Genomic DNA, 21,346 nt, shown 5'->3' on the forward strand with positions numbered 1-21,346 from the left:
CCTAATGCGCGCCCATCGCGACCGGGCGAAACGCCTGCAGCAGCTGCTGGTCGAGCTTCGGGCCCATGTTCTCCATGATCTGAAACGCGCGCGCATGCGTGAAGGCCGGTCGATAGGCGCGGTGCTCGATCAGCGCGGCGTAGATGTCGACGATCGTGGTGAGGCGCACGATGTCGCTGATCTGCTCGTTGTGCAGCGCGTCGGGATAGCCGGAGCCGTCGAGGAACTCGTGGTGATGCAGGATCACGTCGAGCATCTCCGGCGGGAAGCCGCCCTGCCGCCACAGCGCCTCGTAGCCGCGGCGCGGATGCTGGCGCAGCAGCGCGATCTCCTCCGCCGTCAGCTTGCCCTGCTTGTCGAGGACGGCGACCGGAATGAACGCCTTGCCGACGTCGTGCAGCAGCGCCGCGCGGACCAGCCGGCGCTGATCGTCGTCGCGCATGCCCAGATGAATCGAGAAGCCGACCGCGAGGCCGGTCACGAACAGGCAATGCCGATAGGTGTCGTTGTGATGGCAGCCGACCACGGTCATCCACTCGCGCAGCGAGGAGTGCTTGATCGCCTTCAGGATCTTGTTCTCGGCCGCGACGATGTCCTCCATCGTCAACTGGACGCCGGCGGGCAGCTTCTCGAAGATCTTGACCATGACGGCCTGCGCCGCCTCGACGCCGCGATTGAGCAGCTTGCCGCGATCGGTCTCGTCATAGCCGTCGTCGGCGGGAAGCGCCGAGCGAATGCGCTGCAGCACGTCGGCGGGGCTGAACGGACGCGCAATGGTGTCGGTGGCGCCCAGCGCCCATGCCTGCATGGTGGCATGGTGCAGCGCCTCGGCGAGCACGAACAGGCGGGGCACCTCGCTATAGGCGCGCGACGAGAGCTTCTTGCGCACCCGCTGCACGCTCTCCGGCGAGCGCAGGTTGATGTCGACGATGACGCCGGAGAAGCGGTTGCCGGGGTTCTCGGGGATCTCGGTGGTCGGCATCATGTCGACATCGCCGACCGAGCGCAGGATGCGCGCCAGCTCGCTGCTCTGGTCACCGCGATCCGACGCGAGCAGGAGATGGCGCCTGGTCGCGGTCTGGGTCACGGTCTGCTTGGCTGTCGCGCTCATACGTGCTCGCCCCCTGCGGTTTGCTGCCCATGCAAGTTACCGGCATACGGGTTCGTCGCGGCTTAAGCCGATCATTCAAGCTGTATCGTTTCAGGTGAGCGAGACGTTAAGGGAATCGTTCAAATCGTGCGGCGCGGGGATGTGACTGCGGCGCAAAAAGCAACCGCCGGAGACGAGCTCCGGCGGTTCCCAGATACAGCGATGGTCTCGCGACGACGCTACGCCTTCATCGCCGCCTTGACCGCTGCGGCGGTGATCGGCAGCGAGCGCAGCCGCGCGCCGCAGGCGTTGTAGATGGCGTTGCCGAGCGCCGGCGCGACCACGGTCACCGCGGGCTCGCCGACGCCGGTCGCCTTCTCCCCATTGGCGATCACGGCGATCGCGACCTCCGGCACCTGGCTCATCCTCAGCGGCGTGTAGCTGTCGAAGTTGGTCTGCTCGATGCCGCCGTCCTTCAAGGTCGCCTTCTCGTACATCGCGAGCGACAAGCCCCACAGCGCCGCGCCCTCGACCTGGGCGCGGATGTTGTCGGGATGGACCTGCGTGCCGACGTCGGTCGCCACCGTGAGCTTCTTCACCGTGACCGCCCCCGAAGGGGCAACCGCGACATGGGCGACGCACGCCGTCCAGCTCGCGGTGGCGCGCTCCTGCGACGACACGCAGGACACGCCCATGCCTTCGCCCGGCGGCAGCTTCTTGGCGCCGTAGCCGGACAGGCCCATCGCCGCCAGCAGCGTGTTGCGCAGCCGCTGCGCGCCGCCGTCGTTCTTGCCCTTGCCGTCGAGCAGCGCGATGCGGAACTGCGCCGGGTCCTGCCCCGAGGCCACCGCGATCTCGTCGATCATGCTCTCGACCGCCCAGAACGTCCAACCCGGCGCCACCGAGCGCAATTGCCCGGACGGCGTCGCATTGTGGGCGAGCTCGTTCTTGATCGCGCGCACATGGTGGTTGGGCACCGTGTAGAAGAAGTCGGCGCCGTTGACCGTGAAGGAGTCGAGCGGCCCCTTCTTGTCGACCGAGGGCGACAGGAAGTCGGGGATGCCCCAGCGCGCCGTCGGCCACGCCGAGACGACGTCATGGCTCAGGGCGATGAGCTTGCCATTGCTGTCGAGGCCCACCTTGACCTTCTGGTAGGTGAGCGGCCGCGAGTAGTCCATCGTCATGTCGTTTTCGCGAGAATAGATCACCTTGACCGGCTTGCCCACGGCCTTGGCCGCCTGCACCGCCGGCACCATCATGTCGGCATCGAGCCTGCGGCCGAAGCCGCCGCCGAGCCAGGCCTGGTGCATCACGACGAACTTCGGATCGATCCCGGCGGCACCTGCCGCGATCGCGCCGGAGCGGGTCGCGAACTGATTGCCGGAGTAGATGTGCAGGATGTCGCCCTTGAACTCGGCGGTCGCGTTCATCGGCTCCAGCGGAGCATGGATGTTGATGCTGGTGGTGTACTCCGCCTCCAGCACCTTGGCCGCGCCCGACAAAGCCGCCGTGGCATCGCCGTCCTTGACGAAGAACTGCCCGGCGTCATCCTGCGCCTGCAGCCGCATCGCCTCGGTGATGATGGTGTCGGTGCTGACATTGGCATACGGGCCCTTGTCGTAGCTGATCTTGAGCGCGTCCGCCGCCTTTCTGGCGTTGGCATAGGTATTGGCGACCGCGACCACCCAGCCCGAGGTCGAGCCGGTCTTGTCGTCGAGCGTCACTGCCTTGATGAAGCCCGGCACCTTCTTGGCTTCGGAGTCGTCGACCGCTGTGACAGTGGCGCCGAAGCGCACCGGCGGGGTGACGACCTTGCCGTAGACCATGCCCGGCAGCATCGTATCGATGCCATATTTCGCCGTGCCGTTGGTCTTGGAGGGGATGTCGAGCTGTGGCACCGAGACGCCGATCATCGTGTACTGATCGGGCGTCTTGAGAGTCAGCGCCTTCAATTCGTCCGGCGTGAAGCTCTTGGTGATCTTGCCGCTCTTGACGATCTCGGCATAGGTCATCTGCTTCTTGGTCTTCGGATGCATCACGACCGAGTCGCGCACGACGAGCTCCGTTGCCGGCACGCCCATCGCTGCTGCCGCTGCTTCCGTGAGCGCGATGCGGCCCGCGGCGCCCGCCCGGCTCATCGCGTCGAAGTTCATCATCGTGCTCCAGCTGCCGCCGGTGATCTGGGCGCCGAGCACGGGATCGTTGAACTTCGGATCGTTGGAGGCGAGTTGGACCCGCATGTCCTTCCAGGCGGCGCCGAGCTCCTCGCAGACGATCTGCGCCATGGTCGACGCAATGTGCTGGCCCATGTCGGCCTTGCCGCAGGTCACGGTCACGATGCCATCCGGCGCAATCGCGTACCACACGCTGGGCTCGAAGTTCGCAGGTGCCGCTGCTGCGAGCGCGTGATCAGGCAGCCCGGCATAGCCGAGCACGAGGCCGGTGGCGGCGGTGCCGACCAGGAAGGAGCGGCGGCTGAGATCGGTGGCCATCGTCGGCGATGCTTTCACATGCTGGTTCATGTCGCCCTCCGGTCGCTCGTGTTGGACGCGGTGCGCATCTCGGACGCGGCGCGCTGGATCGCCTTCTGGATCCGCGAATAGGTCATGCAGCGGCAGAGATTGCCGTCCATATGCGCGACGATCTCCTCCTTGGTCGGGCTCGTGGTCTTGGCGAGCAGCGAGGCCGCCTGCATGATCTGGCCGGACTGGCAGTAGCCGCATTGCGGCACCTGCTCGGCGATCCACGCCTTCTGCAACGGATGATCGCCCTTCTGCGACAGCCCCTCGATGGTGGTGATCTTCTTGTTCGCGACGTCGCCGACCATGGTCTGGCACGAGCGCACGGCCTCGCCGTTGACATGAACGGTGCAGGCTCCGCACAGCCCGGCGCCGCAGCCGAACTTGGTGCCGGTCATCTGCAACTGCTCGCGGATGACCCATAGCAGCGGCGTGTCATGCGCCGCGTCGACGGACATGGTCCGCCCGTTGATGGTGAGATTGGGCATTTGGTTTCTTCCCCGCCCGGCGTGCGACTTCGCTTAGGGCGAAGTTCGGTTTTATCGATTCGCTGGGACCCACCGGATAGATGCCAGCCATCATAAGAATGATCGCGTTGCCACGACGACGCAACGGGATTTGACCGCCGGCTTGCGAATTGAATTGGCATTTTACGTTGTGCAGCGCGAACGATGCTGGGCTGATGGCGCCGGGCACGCTAGGAAGAGGTGCAGCCAACGCCGACAGCGAAAGGAGATTTCAGCCCATGAGACCATCCGCACGTATGACGCTGTGCCTGGCTGCGGCCATGCTGCCGAGCCTGTCGGCCGTTCCCCCTGCCGCGGCAGGGCAGACGCTGGGCGTCGCCGACGCGCCTTTCACGGCGACGTCATCCAACGTCACGCCGCTTGCCTTCGGCATGGATGTCGGTGAGACATCGCGCGTGCTGGAGCAGCCGTTGATCTATCTGAACGGCACGCCCGGCAACGAGGCCTTTCTGGCACTGCGCAATCTCGGCGGCAGCGGACTGGTCTCGCACCATCACCGCCTCTACCTGAAGTTCCGCAGGGGACGGCTGACCGGCTGGAAAGAGGACTACGGCACCAACTGGATGTGGCGCTGACACGCGCCTGACGACCGCAAAGAGGACAGAACGTGGGACAAGACATCAAGCTGACGGCATCTGATGGCTTCCAGCTCGGCGCCTACCGCGCCGATCCGACCGGAACTGCAAAGGGCGCGCTGGTCGTCATCCAGGAGATCTTCGGTGTCAACCATCACATCCGCAACGTCTGCGACCGCCTCGCCGCCGAGGGTTACGTTGCGATCGCGCCGGCGATCTTCGACCGCGTCGAGCCCGGCTTCACCTCAGGCTATTCGCCCGACGAGATCGCGGTCGCGCGCAAGTTCGTCGCCAATCCGGATTGGGCGGCCTTTTTGCGCGACACCCAGGCCGCAATCGACGTCGTGAAGAATGTCGGGCCGGTCGGCATCATCGGCTTCTGCCTCGGCGGCAGCATCGCCTATGCGGCTGCGACCAAGCTGTCGGGCCTCCGCGCCGCCGTCGGCTATTATGGCGGCGCTGTCGCGCGGTTCGCCGACGACAAGCCGACGGTGCCGACTCAGCTGCATTTCGGCGAGAAGGACGCGGGCATTCCCTTAAGCGACGTCGAGACCATCAAGGCCAAGCGGCCGGACGTCGAGATCTTCATCTACCCCGGCGCCCAGCACGGCTTCGGCTGTGACGAGCGCGCCAGCTACGACCAGCCGAGCGCTGACCTCGCCTGGACGCGCAGCCTGGCGTTCTTTGCCCAGCATCTGCGCTGATCACCGCACCACCGTCATTGCGAGGAGCGAAGCGACGAAGCAATCCAGAGCGTCGCGTGCGACTCTGGATTGCTTCGCCTCGCTCGCAACGATGAAAGAAGAGGGGGGCGCATCGTTCTGCGCCACGCGTCATCGCGAGCGTGCAGCGATTCCTATGGAGGTCAGAACCAGCGCTCGCCGACCTGGATGGTGTCGCCCGGCTTGAGCGAGGTCCCGAGCGGCACCTCGTAGCGCGCGGCGCCGGAGGCATCGGTGTGGGTCAGGGTGACGACGTCGCGCCGCGCCCGCGGCGAGAAGCCGCCGGCAATCGCGATCGCGCTCTCGACCGTCATGTTGGGAACGTAAGGATACTGGCCGGGCGCCTGCACCTCGCCGAGGATGAAGAACGGGCGATAGGCTTCGATCTCGACCGCCACCGAGGGCTCGCGGATGTAGCCGTTGCGCAGCTTGGCGGTGATCTCGGCGGCGAGGCCGGCGGTGGTGCGGCCGCGCGCCGGCACGCTGCCGATCAGCGGCATCGTGATCGATCCGGACGCATCAATCGCATAGGTGTTGGTCAGACCCTCCTGGCCGTAGACGACGACGCGCAGCTTGTCGCCGGCATCGAGATGATAGGCGGAGTCGCGGCGCGTCGGCGCATAGCCGGCGGGAACGACATAGGCGTCTGCGCGGGTGGCGGCAGCGAACGAGTTGCGCAATGTAGGGATCGCTCCACCCTGCCCGGTGGCGGCAACCGGGCCAGTGGAAGGCGTTCCATAGGCCATCGCGTCGAGATCGCTCTGCGGCTGGACGGCAGCGACGGGGGAGATCGTCTGCATGCAGCCCGACAACAGGATCGCGGACAGGACGGTAATGACCGGAACAAACAACGCGCGCACTCGAACAATCCTTGAATGAGGATGTGCGCTAGTCATGCGCGGTTAAGGTTAACAAACCGTTGGCGCGTGTAGTCCCCCCGTCGCAAACGGGCCGCGGTGAAAGCGGCCCGGAAAAAAATCCACCTCCCACGGCGTGGGAGAGGGATCCGATGTTCACGGTGATCGGGCGCGCTCGGCCCGGCCTATGCGCTCACGCCGACACCGATCGGGCACGCGACGCCAGTGCCGCCGAGGCCGCAATATCCGGCCGGATTCTTGGCCAGGTACTGCTGGTGATAATCCTCGGCGAAATAGAACGGCCCCGCCGGGACGATCTCGGTCGTAATCGCTCCGAGCCCCTTGGCGCGCAGCGCCGACTCGTAGGCCGCCTTCGACGCCTCGGCCGCCTCGCGCTGCGCATCGCTGAACGTGTAGATCGCTGAGCGATATTGCGTGCCGACGTCGTTGCCCTGACGCATGCCCTGGGTCGGGTCGTGGCTCTCCCAAAACGTCTTCAAGAGGCGCTCGTAGGACATGATCTTGGGATCGAACACCACCAGCACGACCTCCGTATGCGCCGTCTGCCCCGAGCACACCTCCTCGTAGGTCGGGTTCGGCGTATGGCCTCCGGCATAGCCGACGGCGGTGACGTGGATGCCGTCACCGAGCTGCCAGAACTTGCGCTCCGCGCCCCAGAAGCAGCCGAGCCCGAACACGGCCTGCTCGAGGCCGTCCGGATAGGGCGGCAACAGGCGGCGACCGTTGACGAAATGCGTCGCGGCGGTCGGGATCGGCAGGGCGCGGCCGGGCAGCGCCTCGGCGGCAGACGGCATGGCAGGGGCTTTGCGCATGAAGAACATGGGATGTCTCCGCTCATGGCCAGCGCCCGCGGGACGGCCCACGGCGCGATGACCTCTTGTCAGGGGAATATATAGGGCTCTACGGGACGAGCAGTAGCGCCGTTACGCCGCGCCAGCGGTTCCCGCGTCACGCTCCGAGCGGAATCCAGTACTGCTGCCGGCGCGGCGAGACGAACCGCCGCGCTCAGTCGCGTCCATAGCCGATCAGCGGCTTGCGCGGCCGGAACAGCAGCATCAGCAGGATTCCGAGCAGGCCAAGCACCGCAAACACCGGCTGGTCCAAAAACACCTTGACGATCCACTCCCACAAGAACGGGGCCTTGGCCTCGATCCAGGCCTTGAAGGCGGCTTGGCTCGCCTGGTGGACGTCGTTCCAGAGCTGGCCGAACCGGGTGAACTGCAGGGTCTGGTCGGCCACCCAGCGCGCGCCGTCATAGACCAGGAAGATGAAGCTTCCGGCCAGCAGCAACAGCCCCACCAGACGGAAAAAACCGCGGATCATGCCTCACCTGCCCTCTCTCGCACGCCCTCTCGGGCAGCAAGGCCATAGCGGGGGCCCCGCAGAAATTCAACCTCGTCAGGGGCTTAGAACCGGGTTTTGGCCGATTCCAGCCGCGGCGGGGCGCTCCGAGACCGTTGACGCTCGCCAGGCCTGCCCCTATAAGGTCGCCAATGGCGGTGGGCGCAATCCCGCCGCCGCTGTTCTTTGAGCAGCGCCGATCCGCCGAGCAACTGCTCCGGTCATGGCATTCTCAGAGAGGCGTCCGAACAACCCACCGCGTCGATGGGGCCGCGTCAAGCGGGCCGCGCGCGTACCCGCAAGAGCGGCGACTGCTCGCCGCCGAAGGATATTTGAGAGCATGGCCAACACGACTTCCGCGAAGAAAGCGACGCGCAAGATTGCCCGCCGCACCATCATCAACAAGTCGCGCCGCACCCAGATGCGCGGCGCGGTTCGCTCCGTCGAGGACGCGATCAAGAAGGGCGACCGCGAGGCTGCGCTGAAGGCGATGGCCAACGCCGAGCCGCAGCTGATGCGCGCCGCGCAGCGCAACATCATTCACAAGAACAACGCGAGCCGCAAAGTGTCGCGGCTCACGCATCAGATCGCCAAGCTCGCGAAGTGACGCGATCGCGCGGCTGACGAACTATCAAGATGCAAACAGCCCGGCTCGCGCCGGGCTTTTCTTTTGTGCCGTCTTCAATTGCGCGTTCCGCTGTCGCGCATTCCTCCATCGCTCGCCGCGCCTTCTCCATTTGATGGTCACATCTTGATGGTGATATCGCATCGCGAATACGATCTTCGCGCGTGGTGGAACCCGCGCGATATCGTGCGCGCCTGACACAGGTTCCGTCGGAACTACGTGAAGTTCCGTATTTTTACGCAGTGACAATATTGTCTCATCTGAAACAGCTGCGAATCTGCGCGCCGCGCTTGCGCATCGCTGTCAAGAGCGCGCGATGCGCCGCTCACTTTGCGCACCGCGCATCGCGGGAGTTACCCGCTTCGAGCAATCGCGAAAAACATCGTTTCGAAAATGACTTAAGTGCATAGCGCGACCAAGTGATTGGAAAAGCGGGTGAGGCCGGTCGAAACATAAAAAAATTATGAAGAAATTTTGGGCAGACGATGTTGTTTGTCACATCCGAGATTCCTCGCGATGATTCAAAACGTTGCTTTCTTAACGCGCAACACCGCGTCGCAACCGCCGCGAAGACTCGTAACGCGTGCTCCGATCTTATGGATTGCGAGTCCCGACGCATCGTGTATTTCTTTAATCACTCGCGGCGCCCACGATCTTGAGACCAGCGCGGTTTTAGAAACGGGGCGGACGTGCAAATCGGCGGCGGTGTGCGCGTTGGCGACGCTTTCCAAAGCGATGGCCGGATCTGTACCCATAGCAATATGGGGAGCGACTGAACTTTGTCGAAATTTCTCGGGCGCAGCATCATCGTTGCGCCGCTTTGAACAAGAGAAATACGACATCGGTCGACCCGGCTGAAGCTCGTGGCGGCTTCGCTCACCGAGTGGACAAGTTGGACGGGATGTACGGCGGTGCGGCTGAATCTTGGGGTTCAGGCGCGGCGGCATTGGGATGACAACTTGCCGTGAGCAATCACGGCAGGGCGGGGAGGTTGCATGTTTTACGGACACATTGCGGGCACACACCATAGGCTGGTTCCGGATAACGCACCCTTGGCGGTCAACACTGAAGTGATCGACATCTCCAGCCCGGCCATTGCCAGCACGGCAATCGGCCCTCCCGCGTCCATCGCGCATCTGAGTATGCGCTGACCTCGCGGAGAAGCTTCTTCCACCAGCATTGATGGCCCGACGGCGTCCGCGCCGAACGGCGAGCCATGTCTGGAGTTGAGCCACCGCTCGAGGTCTCGCTGCGGCACACGTGTCCTTTCACGGGACGTCTGCCCGGCGATCACACGACACCACCACTCAATTCGAAAAGTTGCGACTGCCATGACAAATTCGGAACAGGATCGCTGGTCTCGCGTGAAGGGGCGGCTGCGCTCGACCGTCGGCGAGGACGTCTATACGAGCTGGTTTGCCCGCATGGACCTCGAGGCCGTTCAGAACGAAAGCGTCCATCTGTCGGTGCCGACGCGTTTCCTGAAGAGCTGGATCCAGGCGCATTATGCCGAGCGCGTGCTGTCGTGCTGGCAGGCCGAGATGCCGGAGGTGCATCGCATCGATCTGTCTGTTCGCACCGCAATGCGCTGCGCGACGCCGGTCAAGGAAGCCCCCGTCGCCGTCGAAGCCCGCCGGGCCGAGCGCAACGACAACAGGCCGGCGACGAGCGCCGACACGCGAACTGCGTCGGCTGCGGCTTCGCTCGCCACGAGCCATGACGCGCTCGGCGGCTCGCCGCTCGATCCGCGGCTGACCTTCGCGAGCTTCGTCGTCGGCCGCGCCAACACGCTGGCCCATGCCGCAGCGCGCCAGGTCGCGGACGGCCGCCGCGGCGACCCCGTGATGTTCAACCCACTCTACATTCATGCCGGCGTCGGGCTGGGCAAGACGCATCTGCTGCAGGCCGTCACCTGGGCCGGCAATGCCGGCGGCGAGCGCAAGGTGCTGTACCTCACCGCCGAGAAATTCATGTACGGCTTCGTCGCGGCGCTGAAATCGCAGACCGCGCTGGCCTTCAAGGAAGCGCTGCGCGGCATCGACGTGCTCGTGATCGACGACCTGCAGTTCCTGCAGGGAAAATCGACCCAGGCCGAGTTCTGCCACACGCTGAACGCGCTGATCGACGCGGGGCGTCAGGTGGTGATCGCCGCCGACCGGCCGCCGTCCGACCTCGAAAGCCTCGATGATCGCGTCCGCTCGCGGCTTGCCGGCGGCCTCGTCGTGGAGATGGGCTCGCTCGGCGAGGATCTGCGCCTCGGCATTCTCAAATCGCGCGTCGCCGCGGCCCGCGCGCATCATGCGAGCTTCGACGTGCCGGAGCCGGTGCTCGACTATCTCGCCCGCTCCATCACCCATAACGGCCGCGATCTCGAAGGCGCGATCAACCGCCTGCTGGCGCATTCCAAGCTCAACAACCAGCCGGTCACGCTCGACATGGCCGAGCGCGAGGTGCGCGACCTGGTGCGGCCGCAGGAACCGAAGCGCATCAAGATCGAGGACATCCAGCGCGTCGTGGCGCGGCAGTACAACGTCAGCCGCTCCGACCTGTTGTCGTCGCGCCGCACCGCCAACGTGGTGCGTCCGCGCCAGGTCGCGATGTACCTCGCCAAGACGCTGACCCTGCGCTCGCTGCCCGAGATCGGCCGCCGCTTCGGTGGACGCGATCACACCACCGTGCTGCATGCGGTGCGCAAGATCGAAGCGCTGGTCGGCAAGGACATCGCGCTGAACGACGAGGTCGAGTCGCTCAAGCGCCAGTTGCAGGACTAGACGGCACGCACGGCCAGGGGAGCGGACAGAAGGTTCGCCCCCAGCCGGGCCGTTGTCCCGGCCCTTCGACGCTGTCCTCGGACGTCATGCTCGGACGTCGTTCTCGGACCCGGCCTGCGGATCGCGGAAGCACCTGCCGAAACGTGGGAAATCGGCCCGCCATCCCTTGCGCTCGGGCCTCATCCGCGCCACTTTACGCCTCCCCCTCACGCTCCTGGACGCTGGCCAAGCGCCGTTCGGGCGCGAGGTGCCATCGGCCGCGGCGCTGCTCAGCCCGCCGGCATTCCAGGACAAGCTCAGTTGGAACGGGCGGGTATAGTGCAATGAAGGTGACCGTCGAACGCGCACAGCTCCTGAAGTCGCTGGGCCACGTCCATCGTGTGGTCGAGCGGCGCAACACCATCCCGATCCTGGGTAACGTGCTGGTCCGCGCCGAGAATGCCCGGCTGTCGCTGCGCGCGACCGATCTCGATCTCGAAGTGACGGAAACCCTGGCCGCCGAGACTGCCACCGCGGGCTCAACCACCGTTCCGGCGCACATGTTCTACGACATCGTCCGCAAGCTGCCGGACGGCTCGCAGATCGTGCTGGAGAGCGACGGCGAGCGCGCAGTGCTCGCGATCCGCGCCGGCCGCTCCAAGTTCACCTTGCAGACCCTGCCGGAGAGCGACTTCCCGGATCTCGCCGCGGGCGACATGACGCATGCGTTCGGGGTTCCCGCCAAGGACGTCAAGAGCCTGATCGACCGCACGCAGTTCGCGATCTCCACCGAGGAGACGCGCTATTACCTGAACGGCATCTATCTGCACGCCGGCGGCACCGCCAAGCAGCCGACCCTGCGCGCGGTTGCAACCGACGGCCACCGCCTCGCCCAGGTCGACCTGCCCCAGCCTGCCGGCGCCGCCGAGATGCCGGGCGTGATCGTGCCGCGCAAGACCGTCGGCGAAGTGCAGCGGCTGATCGAGGACAATGACAGCGAGATCAGGATCGAGCTGTCGCAAGGCAAGATCCGCTTCACGCTGGGACAGGTGGTGCTGACCTCGAAGCTGATCGACGGCACCTTCCCGGACTATGGCCGGGTCATTCCGCAGAACAACGACAAGGAGCTGGTCGTCGACAAGGCCGATTTCGCCGCCGCCGTCGACCGCGTCTCCACCATTTCCTCCGAGCGCGGCCGCGCCGTGAAGCTCGCCCTCTCCCCCGGCAAGCTGGTGCTCTCCGTCACCAACCCGGATTCCGGCAGCGCGACCGAAGAGCTCGAGGTCGAGTACGCCTCGGACGCGCTCGATATCGGCTTCAACTCGCGCTATCTGCTCGACATCGCCGCGCAGATCGAGGGCGAGGTCGCCGTGCTCCGGCTCGCCGATCCGGGCTCGCCGACCCTGATCCAGGACCGTGACAACCGCAACGCGCTGTATGTGCTGATGCCGATGCGGGTGTGAGGCGAGACTGCTGCGAGATCGAGTTTAACCCGTCATGGCCGGGCTTGACCCGGCCATCCATCCTTACAAATGGCCTACTGGGTTTACATTCTCGCGAGCAAGCCGAGCGGCACGCTGTATGTCGGCGGGACCAATGATCTCGTCCGGCGCGTCTATGAGCACCGCGAAGGTCTCGCCGAGAGCTTTACGCGCCGCTATGGCATCAAGCGCCTCGTCTACTTCGAGACGCATGAAACAATCGCGGCGGCGCTGCAGCGTGAGAAGAATATCAAGCACTGGTCGCGTGAATGGAAGATCGACCTGATCGTCGCGAGCAGTCCTGACTGGCGCGATCTATATGATGAAATAGTCCGCTGACGCGGACGATGGATTGCCGGGTCAAGCCCGGCAATGACGAATCAAGGTCCCAGCTCCTCCCGATGACCCCCTCCCGCATCAACCGCCTCGCGCTGACGCATTTCCGCAGCTATCGCGCTGCCAGCGTCAGCGTGCAGGCGGACATGGTCGCGCTGGTCGGGGCCAACGGCGCCGGCAAGACCAATTGCCTGGAGGCGATCTCGTTCTTCGCGCCGGGCCGCGGCCTGCGCCGTGCCACCCTGGAGGACGTCGCCGACAACCAGGGCGACGGGTCGTGGGCGGTCTCGGCGGAGGTCGAGGGCGCGCTGGGGCTGACGACCTTCGGCACCGGCATCGAGCCGCCGCGCAGCGATGCGAACACCACGCGCCGCTGCCGCATCGACCGCGAGCCGGTCGGCTCGGCGGCCGCCTTCGGCGACCACATCCGCATGGTGTGGCTGACGCCGGCGATGGACGGCCTGTTCATGGGCGCGGCATCGGAGCGACGGCGCTTCTTCGACCGCCTGGTGCTGGCGATCGACAGCGCGCATTCGAGCCGGGTGTCGGCGCTGGAGCGCTCGTTGCGCTCGCGCAACCGGCTGCTCGAGGTGCGCAATTTCGACGACCATTGGTGTGACGCCATCGAGCGCGAGACTGCGGAGCTCGCGGTCGCCGTCGCTGCCAGCCGCGGCCAGACCGCGGTGAAGCTCGCTGCGATGCTGCGTCAGCGCGGTGCTGCCTCCGCGTTCCCGTCCGCCGAGATTGCGCTCGACGGCTGGATGGAGAATGCGCTGCTGACCGAACCCGCGCTCGCGGTGGAGGACCGCTATCGCGCTGTCCTGCGCGACAATCGCGCGCGCGATGCCGCCGCCGGCCGCACGCTCGACGGCCCGCATCTCACCGATCTCCATGTCGTCTATGCGCCGAAGAACATGCCGGCGCGCGACGCGTCGACCGGCGAGCAGAAGGCGCTGCTGATCGGTCTCATCCTTGCGCATGCGACGCTCGTGGCCGAGACTACCGGCATCGTGCCGATGCTGCTGCTCGACGAGATCGTCGCCCATCTCGATCCCGGCCGCCGCACCGCTTTGTTCGCCGAGCTCGGCACGCTCGGTGCCCAGGTATGGCTGACCGGCGCCGATCCCGCGGCGTTCGCCGAACTACGCGAGCTCGGCGAGATCTTCGACGTCGAGGCGGGGCGGATCAGCGCGCGGCGGTAACTCGCTCCGCCGCTGAACCTGTCAGTTCGCCGGTTCAAGGAGCTGTCGTTGGACGGCAGGCACCTGCCGGCGCCCAAGGGCTCGGCGACGAGCTCCACATCCCTGCCGAGACCCAGAGCGACGCTCGTGCTCGGCAAGGTCGGCGACTGAAGATCGCCCGGCGGCCCGCCGTGAGCGACACGCTGGAGCTCGCCGCCGGCGTGCCTCGGGCCTGATGGTTGGCCCGGGTGGCACCGCCCTGCCGCTACCGCTCTACTGAGGAGGCGCCTGCCGCGTCACGCGTGACTCGTGCCTTGAATCGCACGCGAAAGCGCCCCGCTGCACGCCTCAAAACCAGCCGCGAGAAGGGCCTGAATCCGGCTTTCGGAGGGGACGAAAACGACCCTCGCCAGGCCTTGAAAAACCGTTAAAAAGCGCTATCTCTTCAATGTCTTACGAAGTACCACTTTGCGCTAGGCGCGTGGCTTCTTTCGTGAGAGAAAGAGCGCTCTCGGCATGCGATCTGCGATGCCGATTCGACCACCCCTTCCGAAGGCCCCACATGACCGAACCCGCCCGGCAAACCATCGCCGACAACGAGCCTGCAACCGCGAACGAGTACGGCGCAGAATCGATCCGGGTGTTGAAGGGCCTGGATGCCGTGCGCAAGCGCCCGGGCATGTATATCGGCGATACCGATGACGGCTCCGGCCTGCATCACATGGTCTACGAGGTCGTCGACAACGCGATCGACGAGGCGCTGGCCGGTCACGCCACTGCGGTCGAGGTGGTGCTCAATCCGGACAATTCGGTCACCGTACGCGACGACGGCCGCGGCATTCCGGTCGACATTCACAAGGGCGAAGGTGTGTCCGCCGCCGAGGTCATCATGACCCAGCTGCACGCCGGCGGAAAGTTCGACCAGAACTCCTACAAGGTGTCCGGCGGTCTGCATGGCGTCGGCGTCTCCGTGGTCAACGCGCTGTCGAGCAAGCTGCAGCTTCGGGTCTGGCGCGACAACAAGGAGCATCTCATCGAGTTCGCCCATGGCGACGCGATTGCGCCGCTGAAGGTGGTCGGCGAGGCCAAGGGCAAGCGCGGCACCGAGGTGACGTTCCTCGCCTCGACGGAGACGTTCAAGAACGTCGAATACGACTACGCCACGCTCGAGCATCGCCTGCGCGAGCTCGCCTTCCTCAATTCCGGCGTCAACATCGTGCTCTCCGACATGCGCCACGCGGTCGAGAAGCGCGAAGAGATGCGCTACGACGGCGGCGTCGAGGAGTTCGTCAAATATCTCGACCGCAACAAGAAAGCGATCGTCCCGGCACCGATCATGGTGCGCTCGGAGGTCAACGGCATCACCGTGGAAGCGGCGCTGTGGTGGAACGACAGCTATCATGAGAACGTGCTGTGCTTCACCAACAACATTCCGCAGCGTGACGGCGGCACGCATCTCGCCGGTTTCCGCGGCGCGCTGACGCGCCAGGTCAACGGCTACGCCGAGGCCAATGCGAAGAAGGAAAAGATCGCGCTGACCGGCGACGACTGTCGCGAGGGTCTCACCGCCGTTCTTTCCGTGAAGGTGCCGGATCCGAAATTCTCGTCGCAGACCAAGGACAAGCTGGTGTCCTCGGAGGTGCGGCCCGTGGTCGAGAACGTGTTGAACGAGGCGCTCGCCGCCTGGTTCGAGGAGCATCCGGGCGAGGCCAAGACGATCGTCGGCAAGGTGATCCAGGCCGCGGCGGCACGCGAGGCCGCGCGCAAGGCGCGCGAGCTGACCCGCAAGAGCCCGCTCAGCGTCTCCTCGCTGCCCGGCAAGCTCGCCGACTGCCAGGAGAAGGATCCGGCCAAGTCGGAGCTGTTCATCGTCGAGGGCGACTCGGCCGGCGGCAGCGCCAAGCAGGGCCGCAACCGCGAGTTCCAGGCGGTGCTGCCGCTGCGCGGCAAGATCCTCAATGTCGAGCGCGTGCGCCCGGACAAGATGCTGTCGAGCGAGCAGATCGGCACCCTGATCACCGCGCTCGGCACCGGCATCAGCGACGAGTTCTCGATCGACAAGCTGCGCTATCACAAGATCATCGTAATGACGGACGCCGACGTCGACGGCGCCCACATCCGCACGCTGCTGCTGACCTTCTTCTACCGGCAGATGCGCGAGATCATCGATCGCGGCCACCTCTACATCGCCCAGCCGCCGCTCTACAAAGTCACGCGCGGCAAATCCGAGCAGTATTTGAAGGACGAGCGCGCGCTCGAGGACTATTTGATCGGCACCGGTCTCGACGATTGCGTGTTCAAGACGGCGGAAGGCGAGGAGCGCAAGGGTCGTGACCTCCTGGCGCTGGTCGAGGAAGCGCGTCTCGTGCGCAACATCCTGCGCAACCTGCACACGCGCTACGACCGCAAGGTCGTCGAGCAGGCCGCGATCGCCGGCGTCCTGCGCCCGGACATCACCCGCGATATCCCGACGGCGGACGCCGCGGCCGCCTACATCGCAAAACGGCTCGACGTGCTGGCCGACGAGGTCGAGCGCGGCTGGATCGGCCACTTCGTCGAGGGCCAAGGCTTCACCTTCGAGCGCACCGTGCGGGGCGTCAAGGACGTCGCAGTCATCGACGACGCATTGCTCGCGTCCGTCGATGCCCGCAAGCTGGACGAATATGCGGCCCGCCTGCAGGAGGCCTATGCGAAGCCCGGCGCCTTGCGCCGTGGCGACGTCCAGACCGTGATCCATGGCCCGGTCGATTTGTTCGAGGCGGTCACCGATGCCGGCCGCAAGGGCATCAACATGCAGCGTTACAAAGGCCTCGGCGAGATGAACCCGCAACAGCTCTGGGAGACCACGCTCGACACCGACGCGCGCACCCTGCTGCAGGTGAAGGTCAAGGAGGTCGACGAGGCCGACGACATCTTCACCAAGCTGATGGGCGACGTGGTCGAGCCGCGCCGCGAGTTCATCCAGGACAACTCGCTTTCGGCGAACGTGGACGTGTAGTCGCGACGTCCAGCCCGAGGATACCTCGCACTGGCGCGATAGACGACCAGGCGTACCCTGAGTCTGCGGAGCAGTGGCCTGCCCGTCCCTTCCGTGTTAATTCCGTTGAAGATCGATGTTCCGCTTTCGCCGGTCCCCGGGCGAATCACCATCTCAGAACGGACTTTTCGCGCATGGCGCCCATTCAATACATCGTCGAGGGGGGTCACCGGCTCAAGGGCGCGATCGAGCCGTCCGGCAACAAGAACGCCGCCCTGCCGATCATCGCCGCCGCGCTGCTGACCGAGCATCCGGTCACGCTCGACAACGTGCCTCGCATCCGCGACACCGAGACGCTGGTCGAGCTGGTGCGCTCGGTCGGCGCCTCCGCCGAATGGCGCGGCCGGAACAGGCTCACGATCCATGCCAAGGAGATCCGCGCCGCGGACCTCGATCCGGACCTCTGCGCGCGCATCCGCGCGTCGATCCTGCTGGCAGGGCCCCTGCTCGCCCGCTGCGGCGAAGTGGCGCTGCCGCCGCCAGGCGGCGACGTCATCGGCCGCCGCCGCCTCGACACGCATTTCCTCGCCTTCGAGCAGCTCGGCGCCACCGTCACCGCGACCGACAAGATCGAGCTGCGCGCCTCCGGCCTCAAGGGCGCCGACGTCTTCCTCGACGAGCCCAGTGTCACCGCGACCGAGAACGCGCTGGTGGCCGCGGTGGCCGCCCACGGCACGACTTACTTGCGCAACGCCGCCTCCGAGCCGCACGTTCAGGACCTTGCGCATTTCCTGGTCGCGCTCGGGGCCAACATCGAGGGCATCGGCACCAACACGATGGTGATCCATGGCGCCAGCACGCTGGGCCAGGCGAGCTACTCGATCCAGCCCGATCACATCGAGGTCGGCTCGCTGATCGGCCTTGCCGCCGTGACGCGCTCTCCCTTACGCATCGTGCGCGCCGGCACCGAGCATCTACGCTCGATCCGCATGGGCTTCGAGCGGCTCGGCATCGTCTGCGAGGTTGCCGGCGACGACCTCATCGTGCCCTCGGAGCAGACGCTGCGGATCAAGGACGATTTCGGCGGCCACGTGCCGAAGCTGGAGGACCAGCCCTGGCCGGCCTTTCCCGCCGACCTGATGTCGATCGCACTCGTCACCGCCACGCAATGCGAGGGCGTGATCCTGATGTTCGAGAAGATGTTCGAGTCGCGGATGTTCTTCGTCGACAAGCTGATCTCGATGGGCGCGCGCATCGTGCTGTGCGACCCGCACCGCGCCATCGTCGCCGGCCCGAGCCGCCTGCGCGGCGCCCGCGTCGTCTCCCCCGACATCCGCGCCGGCATGGCCATGCTGCTGGCCGCGCTCTGCGCCGAGGGTACCTCGTATATCGACAATGCCGACCAGATCGAGCGCGGCTACGAGCGCATCGACGAGCGGCTGAACGCGCTCGGCGCCAAGATCACGCGCGTGCCGGAACGCGGGCGGTAGCGCCATTCACGCAGCATTTCTCCGACGTCGTTGCGAGCGAAGCGCGAAGCGAAGCAATGACGAATGACCGGCCGTAGCGCTATGCCATTTCGCGCGCTGGCTTCGCGAACATGAGCGTGCGATGATGCTCCGCATCGCGCACAGCGCGGGCACAACCGTGACATGTGAGGCTCACTGCACATGGCCATCAGCGAGATCGCTCCCAACATCGACCGTACCAGATGGCTCGCGGGCGCGGAGTTCGCCGATGCCTTTCGCATCACGATTGACGAGCCGGACATCGATGCCCGCACGGCGGCCGAGCGCATGCTCGGCCACGCGCCTTGGTGGATGGCGGCGCTCCTGAAGCTTCGCAACCTGCTGGTCAGGCCCTTCGGTCTGAAGACCTCGGGCGCGGACCCAGACAACCCACGTCCTCTGATCGGGATGTTTCCGGTCGTCGACGAAACGCCGGCACGGCTCGTGCTCGGCTTCGACGACAAGCATCTGGACTTTCGCGTCCTGGTCGACGTCTCCTCTCATCGCGCAACGTCGCAGGTGACAGCGACCACTTTGGTGCAGACCCACAACGTTCTCGGCCGCGTCTATCTCACCGTCATCAAGCCGTTTCACCGCCTCGTCGTGAAAGCGATGCTCCGGCAGGTCGCAACGGCCGCCTGATTCCGCGCAAGCGTTTCACTCACTTCCCGCCGCCATTGCGAGGGCACAGCGAAGCAATCCGGAGCTCCGCGGAGGCAATCTGACTGGCCTCGCTGCGCTCGCAATGACGGTGAACACATCGAACTGCGGAGCTATCAGCCAAGCCGCGATTTCACTATTCACGCCTTTCCGAATTTTACGCTTGCTTTTATTCCGAAAGTCAGAAATACTGCGGCCATCCCGTCCTCATGAGAGGGGCGCTTCGCGATCGTCACGGACGTTGAGGGTGGGATGCGATGGATGCGGCGGCTCACAGCGCGCACTTGAGGTTTCCTCGAGGCTGGCGCGTGGACGAAGGAGCGGCCGTGTACGGCGAAATCGTATGGTCCTGGCCTCCCGATGCTGAGGTCAAGCCGGCGGGCGATCCGCAAGGTGACGGGGGCAAACAAGCTCGGTCCCCGGGGAGAGTACGTATAAGCCGTTCCAACCATGGCGCAGGGAAGGCCGGATGTGCGGCCCACCTGTGGTGACTGCCGCCTGCTACTTCTTTTGCAGGCGGGCCATGGGTGTGGTCAAGCACCCGGCCTTCCCTGCCCCTCTTCCTGTTCGAGGGGAGCAAATCGAGCATCACCCGGGCATGCCGTGCCGCGGGAACGTGTGTGGCCGTCCGATCCGATCTGGTTCGGCACGAGAGCAGTCCGCGATGGCCGACGTCGCGAACCCAAGCTCTAACGATGATGTTGCCGCGTCGCTCGCATCTCGCACCGCCCATGACGACGACGGCGTGATGTGCACGATACTGCGGGGACTGCTATAGCCTCGATCATGACCTCCACAGCCGGAACCGACCACGCGCCGCCGCCGGCGGCGCCGACACCTTCTCTCGCGCTCGAACTCTGGGAGACGGTCCGCCTCGCCGCGCCGATGGCGCTGACGCAGCTGTCGCAGATCGCGATGATGTCGACTGATCTCGCCTTCATCGGCCGTCTCGGCGGCGATGCCGTTGCAGCGGCCGCGTTAGCGGGCACCGTCTACTTCGTCGGCTCGACCTTCGGCATGGGTCTGATGTCCGCGGTGGCGCCGCTCGCCGCGCAGGCGTTCGGCGCGGCCGATGCCGGGCTGGTCCGGCGGGCGCTGCGCGTCGGGCTGTGGGCCGGGCTGTTCATCGCGTTGCCGATCATGCTGATCGCGCTGAACGGCGAAGTCATCCTGCTCGCACTCGGACAGGCGCCGGTCGTGGCGCATCTCGCGCAGGACTATCTCGCCGGTCTCGCCTGGGGCATTGCGCCGATGCTGTGGTTCCTGGCGCTGCGCAGCTTCATGGGCGCCGTCAACCGCCCTGAGCCCGTGCTTTGGATCACCTTGGCCGCGATCCCGCTCAACGCGCTGCTGGTCTATCCGCTGCTCTACGGCCACTGGGGTTTTCCGCAGCTCGGCCTGACCGGCGTCGGCCTCGCCACCTCGACCGTCAACCTGGGAACGTTTCTTGCCGGTCTGTGGTTCGCCGCGTTGCGCCCGCCGTTCCGCGACTATCATGTCCTGGCCCGGCTCGGGCGCATCGACTGGCGGCTGATGCGGCAGCTCCTGATCATCGGCGCTCCGATCTCGCTGTCGTTCCTGCTCGAATATGGCTTGTTCTCGGCGGCGGCGATCCTGATGGGACTGATCAGCACGGCCGCTCTCGCCGCGCATCAGATTGCACTGCAGATCACGGCGATCCTGTTCATGGTGCCGTTCGGCATCAGCATGGCCGCGACGGTGCGCGTCGGTCATGCGGCCGGCCGCAACGATGCGCACGGTGTGCGCCGCGCCGGCCTGATGGCGATGCTGCTCGGCCTCGTCCTTGCCATGCTGTTCACGCTCGGCATCATCCTTGCGCGGTTCGAGATCGTGCAGCTGTTTCTTGGCGCCGGCCTCGCCGATGCCGCGGCGACTGCGGCACTCGCCGCCACGCTGCTCCTGGTCGGCACGACCTTCTTCATCACCGATGCGCTGCAAACCATCGCGGTCGGCGCGCTGCGCGGCATCAAGGATACGCGCGTGCCGCTGCTGCTCGCCGTGCTCGGCTATTGGCTGATCGGCTTTCCTGCATCCTACGTGCTTGGCCTGCACACCAAGCTCGGCGCGATCGGAATCTGGATCGGGCTGTCGATCGGCACCGCCATCTATGCGGCCCTGCTGGTGCTGCGCTTCCTGCGGTTGTCGCGATGAGGAG

General features: G+C 65.8%; 18 protein-coding genes. 11 read left to right on the plus strand and 7 right to left on the minus strand.

Annotated features, from left to right (window positions below):
- Position 1: 1 nt before the first annotated feature.
- From QX070_RS05200 to QX070_RS05210, 3 genes are all read right to left on the minus strand, one after another.
- A complete protein-coding gene (locus tag QX070_RS05200) occupies positions 2 to 1,111 on the minus strand; it encodes an HD-GYP domain-containing protein (RefSeq protein WP_315735500.1) in 1,110 nt (369 codons plus the stop codon).
- 218 nt (positions 1,112 to 1,329) lie between these two features.
- Positions 1,330 to 3,612, minus strand: a complete 2,283-nt coding sequence (locus tag QX070_RS05205) for a xanthine dehydrogenase family protein molybdopterin-binding subunit (RefSeq protein WP_315735502.1) — start codon at positions 3,610 to 3,612, stop codon at positions 1,330 to 1,332.
- A complete protein-coding gene (locus tag QX070_RS05210) occupies positions 3,609 to 4,097 on the minus strand; it encodes a (2Fe-2S)-binding protein (protein WP_315735504.1) in 489 nt (162 codons plus the stop codon). The genes QX070_RS05205 and QX070_RS05210 overlap by 4 nt, the downstream gene beginning before the upstream one ends.
- A 299-nt stretch (positions 4,098 to 4,396) precedes the next feature.
- Here QX070_RS05210 and QX070_RS05215 point away from each other — a divergent pair, with 299 nt between their 5' ends.
- Positions 4,397 to 4,711: a hypothetical protein gene (locus tag QX070_RS05215; protein WP_409998078.1), complete on the plus strand. Its 315-nt coding sequence runs from the start codon at positions 4,397 to 4,399 to the stop codon at positions 4,709 to 4,711.
- 32 nt (positions 4,712 to 4,743) lie between these two features.
- Complete coding sequence (locus QX070_RS05220; RefSeq protein WP_315735508.1) at positions 4,744 to 5,415, plus strand: dienelactone hydrolase family protein; 672 nt, start codon at positions 4,744 to 4,746, stop codon at positions 5,413 to 5,415.
- Positions 5,416 to 5,576: 161 nt separating this feature from the next.
- Here QX070_RS05220 and QX070_RS05225 read toward each other — a convergent pair whose 3' ends face one another.
- The 3 genes from QX070_RS05225 to QX070_RS05235 all read right to left on the minus strand — a co-directional run bounded on the left by QX070_RS05225 (position 5,577) and on the right by QX070_RS05235 (position 7,634).
- Positions 5,577 to 6,293 carry a polysaccharide biosynthesis/export family protein gene (locus QX070_RS05225; protein WP_315735510.1) on the minus strand — a complete coding sequence of 239 codons (717 nt, stop codon included), beginning with the start codon at positions 6,291 to 6,293 and terminating at the stop codon, positions 5,577 to 5,579.
- Positions 6,294 to 6,475: 182 nt separating this feature from the next.
- Positions 6,476 to 7,132: a peptide-methionine (S)-S-oxide reductase MsrA gene (msrA, locus tag QX070_RS05230; RefSeq protein WP_315735512.1), complete on the minus strand. Its 657-nt coding sequence runs from the start codon at positions 7,130 to 7,132 to the stop codon at positions 6,476 to 6,478.
- 184 nt (positions 7,133 to 7,316) lie between these two features.
- Positions 7,317 to 7,634 carry a hypothetical protein gene (locus tag QX070_RS05235; protein WP_315715027.1) on the minus strand — a complete coding sequence of 106 codons (318 nt, stop codon included), beginning with the start codon at positions 7,632 to 7,634 and terminating at the stop codon, positions 7,317 to 7,319.
- Positions 7,635 to 7,992: 358 nt separating this feature from the next.
- Here QX070_RS05235 and rpsT point away from each other — a divergent pair, with 358 nt between their 5' ends.
- Positions 7,993 to 8,259: a 30S ribosomal protein S20 gene (gene rpsT / locus QX070_RS05240; RefSeq protein ID WP_012047584.1), complete on the plus strand. Its 267-nt coding sequence runs from the start codon at positions 7,993 to 7,995 to the stop codon at positions 8,257 to 8,259.
- Between the two features lie 539 nt (positions 8,260 to 8,798).
- Here rpsT and QX070_RS05245 read toward each other — a convergent pair.
- On the minus strand, positions 8,799 to 9,119 hold the full coding sequence (locus tag QX070_RS05245; protein WP_315735518.1) for a hypothetical protein: 321 nt from the start codon (positions 9,117 to 9,119) through the stop codon (positions 8,799 to 8,801).
- Between the two features lie 489 nt (positions 9,120 to 9,608).
- On the opposite strand from QX070_RS05245, the gene dnaA reads away from it, so the two are divergent.
- From dnaA to QX070_RS05285, 8 genes are all read left to right on the plus strand, one after another.
- Positions 9,609 to 11,048: a chromosomal replication initiator protein DnaA gene (gene dnaA / locus QX070_RS05250; protein WP_315735520.1), complete on the plus strand. Its 1,440-nt coding sequence runs from the start codon at positions 9,609 to 9,611 to the stop codon at positions 11,046 to 11,048.
- A 323-nt stretch (positions 11,049 to 11,371) separates the two neighbouring features.
- A complete protein-coding gene (gene dnaN, locus QX070_RS05255; RefSeq protein WP_315735522.1) occupies positions 11,372 to 12,490 on the plus strand; it encodes a DNA polymerase III subunit beta in 1,119 nt (372 codons plus the stop codon).
- A gap of 69 nt (positions 12,491 to 12,559) precedes the next feature.
- Entirely contained in the window at positions 12,560 to 12,847 is a 288-nt protein-coding gene (locus tag QX070_RS05260; protein WP_315735524.1) for a GIY-YIG nuclease family protein, read from the plus strand.
- A 62-nt stretch (positions 12,848 to 12,909) separates the two neighbouring features.
- Positions 12,910 to 14,046 (plus strand): DNA replication/repair protein RecF, encoded by a 1,137-nt coding sequence (recF, locus tag QX070_RS05265; protein ID WP_315735526.1) that lies wholly within the window; start codon positions 12,910 to 12,912, stop codon positions 14,044 to 14,046.
- A gap of 541 nt (positions 14,047 to 14,587) precedes the next feature.
- Positions 14,588 to 17,023, plus strand: a complete 2,436-nt coding sequence (gyrB, locus tag QX070_RS05270; protein ID WP_315735528.1) for a DNA topoisomerase (ATP-hydrolyzing) subunit B — start codon at positions 14,588 to 14,590, stop codon at positions 17,021 to 17,023.
- Positions 17,024 to 17,196: 173 nt separating this feature from the next.
- The gene (murA, locus tag QX070_RS05275; RefSeq protein ID WP_315715017.1) at positions 17,197 to 18,492 is read left to right on the plus strand and encodes a UDP-N-acetylglucosamine 1-carboxyvinyltransferase; all 1,296 of its coding nucleotides are present in this window, start codon (positions 17,197 to 17,199) and stop codon (positions 18,490 to 18,492) included.
- Between the two features lie 180 nt (positions 18,493 to 18,672).
- Positions 18,673 to 19,152, plus strand: coding sequence for a DUF2867 domain-containing protein (locus QX070_RS05280; protein ID WP_315735530.1), 480 nt, complete (start codon positions 18,673 to 18,675; stop codon positions 19,150 to 19,152).
- 804 nt (positions 19,153 to 19,956) lie between these two features.
- Positions 19,957 to 21,342: an MATE family efflux transporter gene (locus tag QX070_RS05285; RefSeq protein ID WP_315735532.1), complete on the plus strand. Its 1,386-nt coding sequence runs from the start codon at positions 19,957 to 19,959 to the stop codon at positions 21,340 to 21,342.
- Positions 21,343 to 21,346 lie beyond the last annotated feature (4 nt).

The organism is Bradyrhizobium sp. SZCCHNR1093 (assembly GCF_032381175.1).
Taxonomy (GTDB): Bacteria; Pseudomonadota; Alphaproteobacteria; order Rhizobiales; family Xanthobacteraceae; genus Bradyrhizobium.

Bases quoted from the DNA above. Each gene is read 5' to 3' on its own strand.
- QX070_RS05200 (WP_315735500.1), bottom strand. From the start codon at position 1,111: ATGAGCGCGACAGCCAAGCAGACCGTGACCCAGACCGCGACCAGGCGC.
- QX070_RS05205 (WP_315735502.1), bottom strand. From the start codon at position 3,612: ATGAACCAGCATGTGAAAGCATCGCCGACGATGGCCACCGATCTCAGC.
- QX070_RS05210 (WP_315735504.1), bottom strand. From the start codon at position 4,097: ATGCCCAATCTCACCATCAACGGGCGGACCATGTCCGTCGACGCGGCG.
- QX070_RS05215 (WP_409998078.1), top strand. From the start codon at position 4,397: ATGCTGCCGAGCCTGTCGGCCGTTCCCCCTGCCGCGGCAGGGCAGACG.
- msrA (WP_315735512.1), bottom strand. From the start codon at position 7,132: ATGTTCTTCATGCGCAAAGCCCCTGCCATGCCGTCTGCCGCCGAGGCG.
- QX070_RS05235 (WP_315715027.1), bottom strand. From the start codon at position 7,634: ATGATCCGCGGTTTTTTCCGTCTGGTGGGGCTGTTGCTGCTGGCCGGA.
- rpsT (WP_012047584.1), top strand. From the start codon at position 7,993: ATGGCCAACACGACTTCCGCGAAGAAAGCGACGCGCAAGATTGCCCGC.
- QX070_RS05245 (WP_315735518.1), bottom strand. From the start codon at position 9,119: ATGTCGTATTTCTCTTGTTCAAAGCGGCGCAACGATGATGCTGCGCCC.
- dnaA (WP_315735520.1), top strand. From the start codon at position 9,609: ATGACAAATTCGGAACAGGATCGCTGGTCTCGCGTGAAGGGGCGGCTG.
- dnaN (WP_315735522.1), top strand. From the start codon at position 11,372: ATGAAGGTGACCGTCGAACGCGCACAGCTCCTGAAGTCGCTGGGCCAC.
- QX070_RS05260 (WP_315735524.1), top strand. From the start codon at position 12,560: ATGGCCTACTGGGTTTACATTCTCGCGAGCAAGCCGAGCGGCACGCTG.
- recF (WP_315735526.1), top strand. From the start codon at position 12,910: ATGACCCCCTCCCGCATCAACCGCCTCGCGCTGACGCATTTCCGCAGC.
- gyrB (WP_315735528.1), top strand. From the start codon at position 14,588: ATGACCGAACCCGCCCGGCAAACCATCGCCGACAACGAGCCTGCAACC.
- murA (WP_315715017.1), top strand. From the start codon at position 17,197: ATGGCGCCCATTCAATACATCGTCGAGGGGGGTCACCGGCTCAAGGGC.
- QX070_RS05280 (WP_315735530.1), top strand. From the start codon at position 18,673: ATGGCCATCAGCGAGATCGCTCCCAACATCGACCGTACCAGATGGCTC.
- QX070_RS05285 (WP_315735532.1), top strand. From the start codon at position 19,957: ATGACCTCCACAGCCGGAACCGACCACGCGCCGCCGCCGGCGGCGCCG.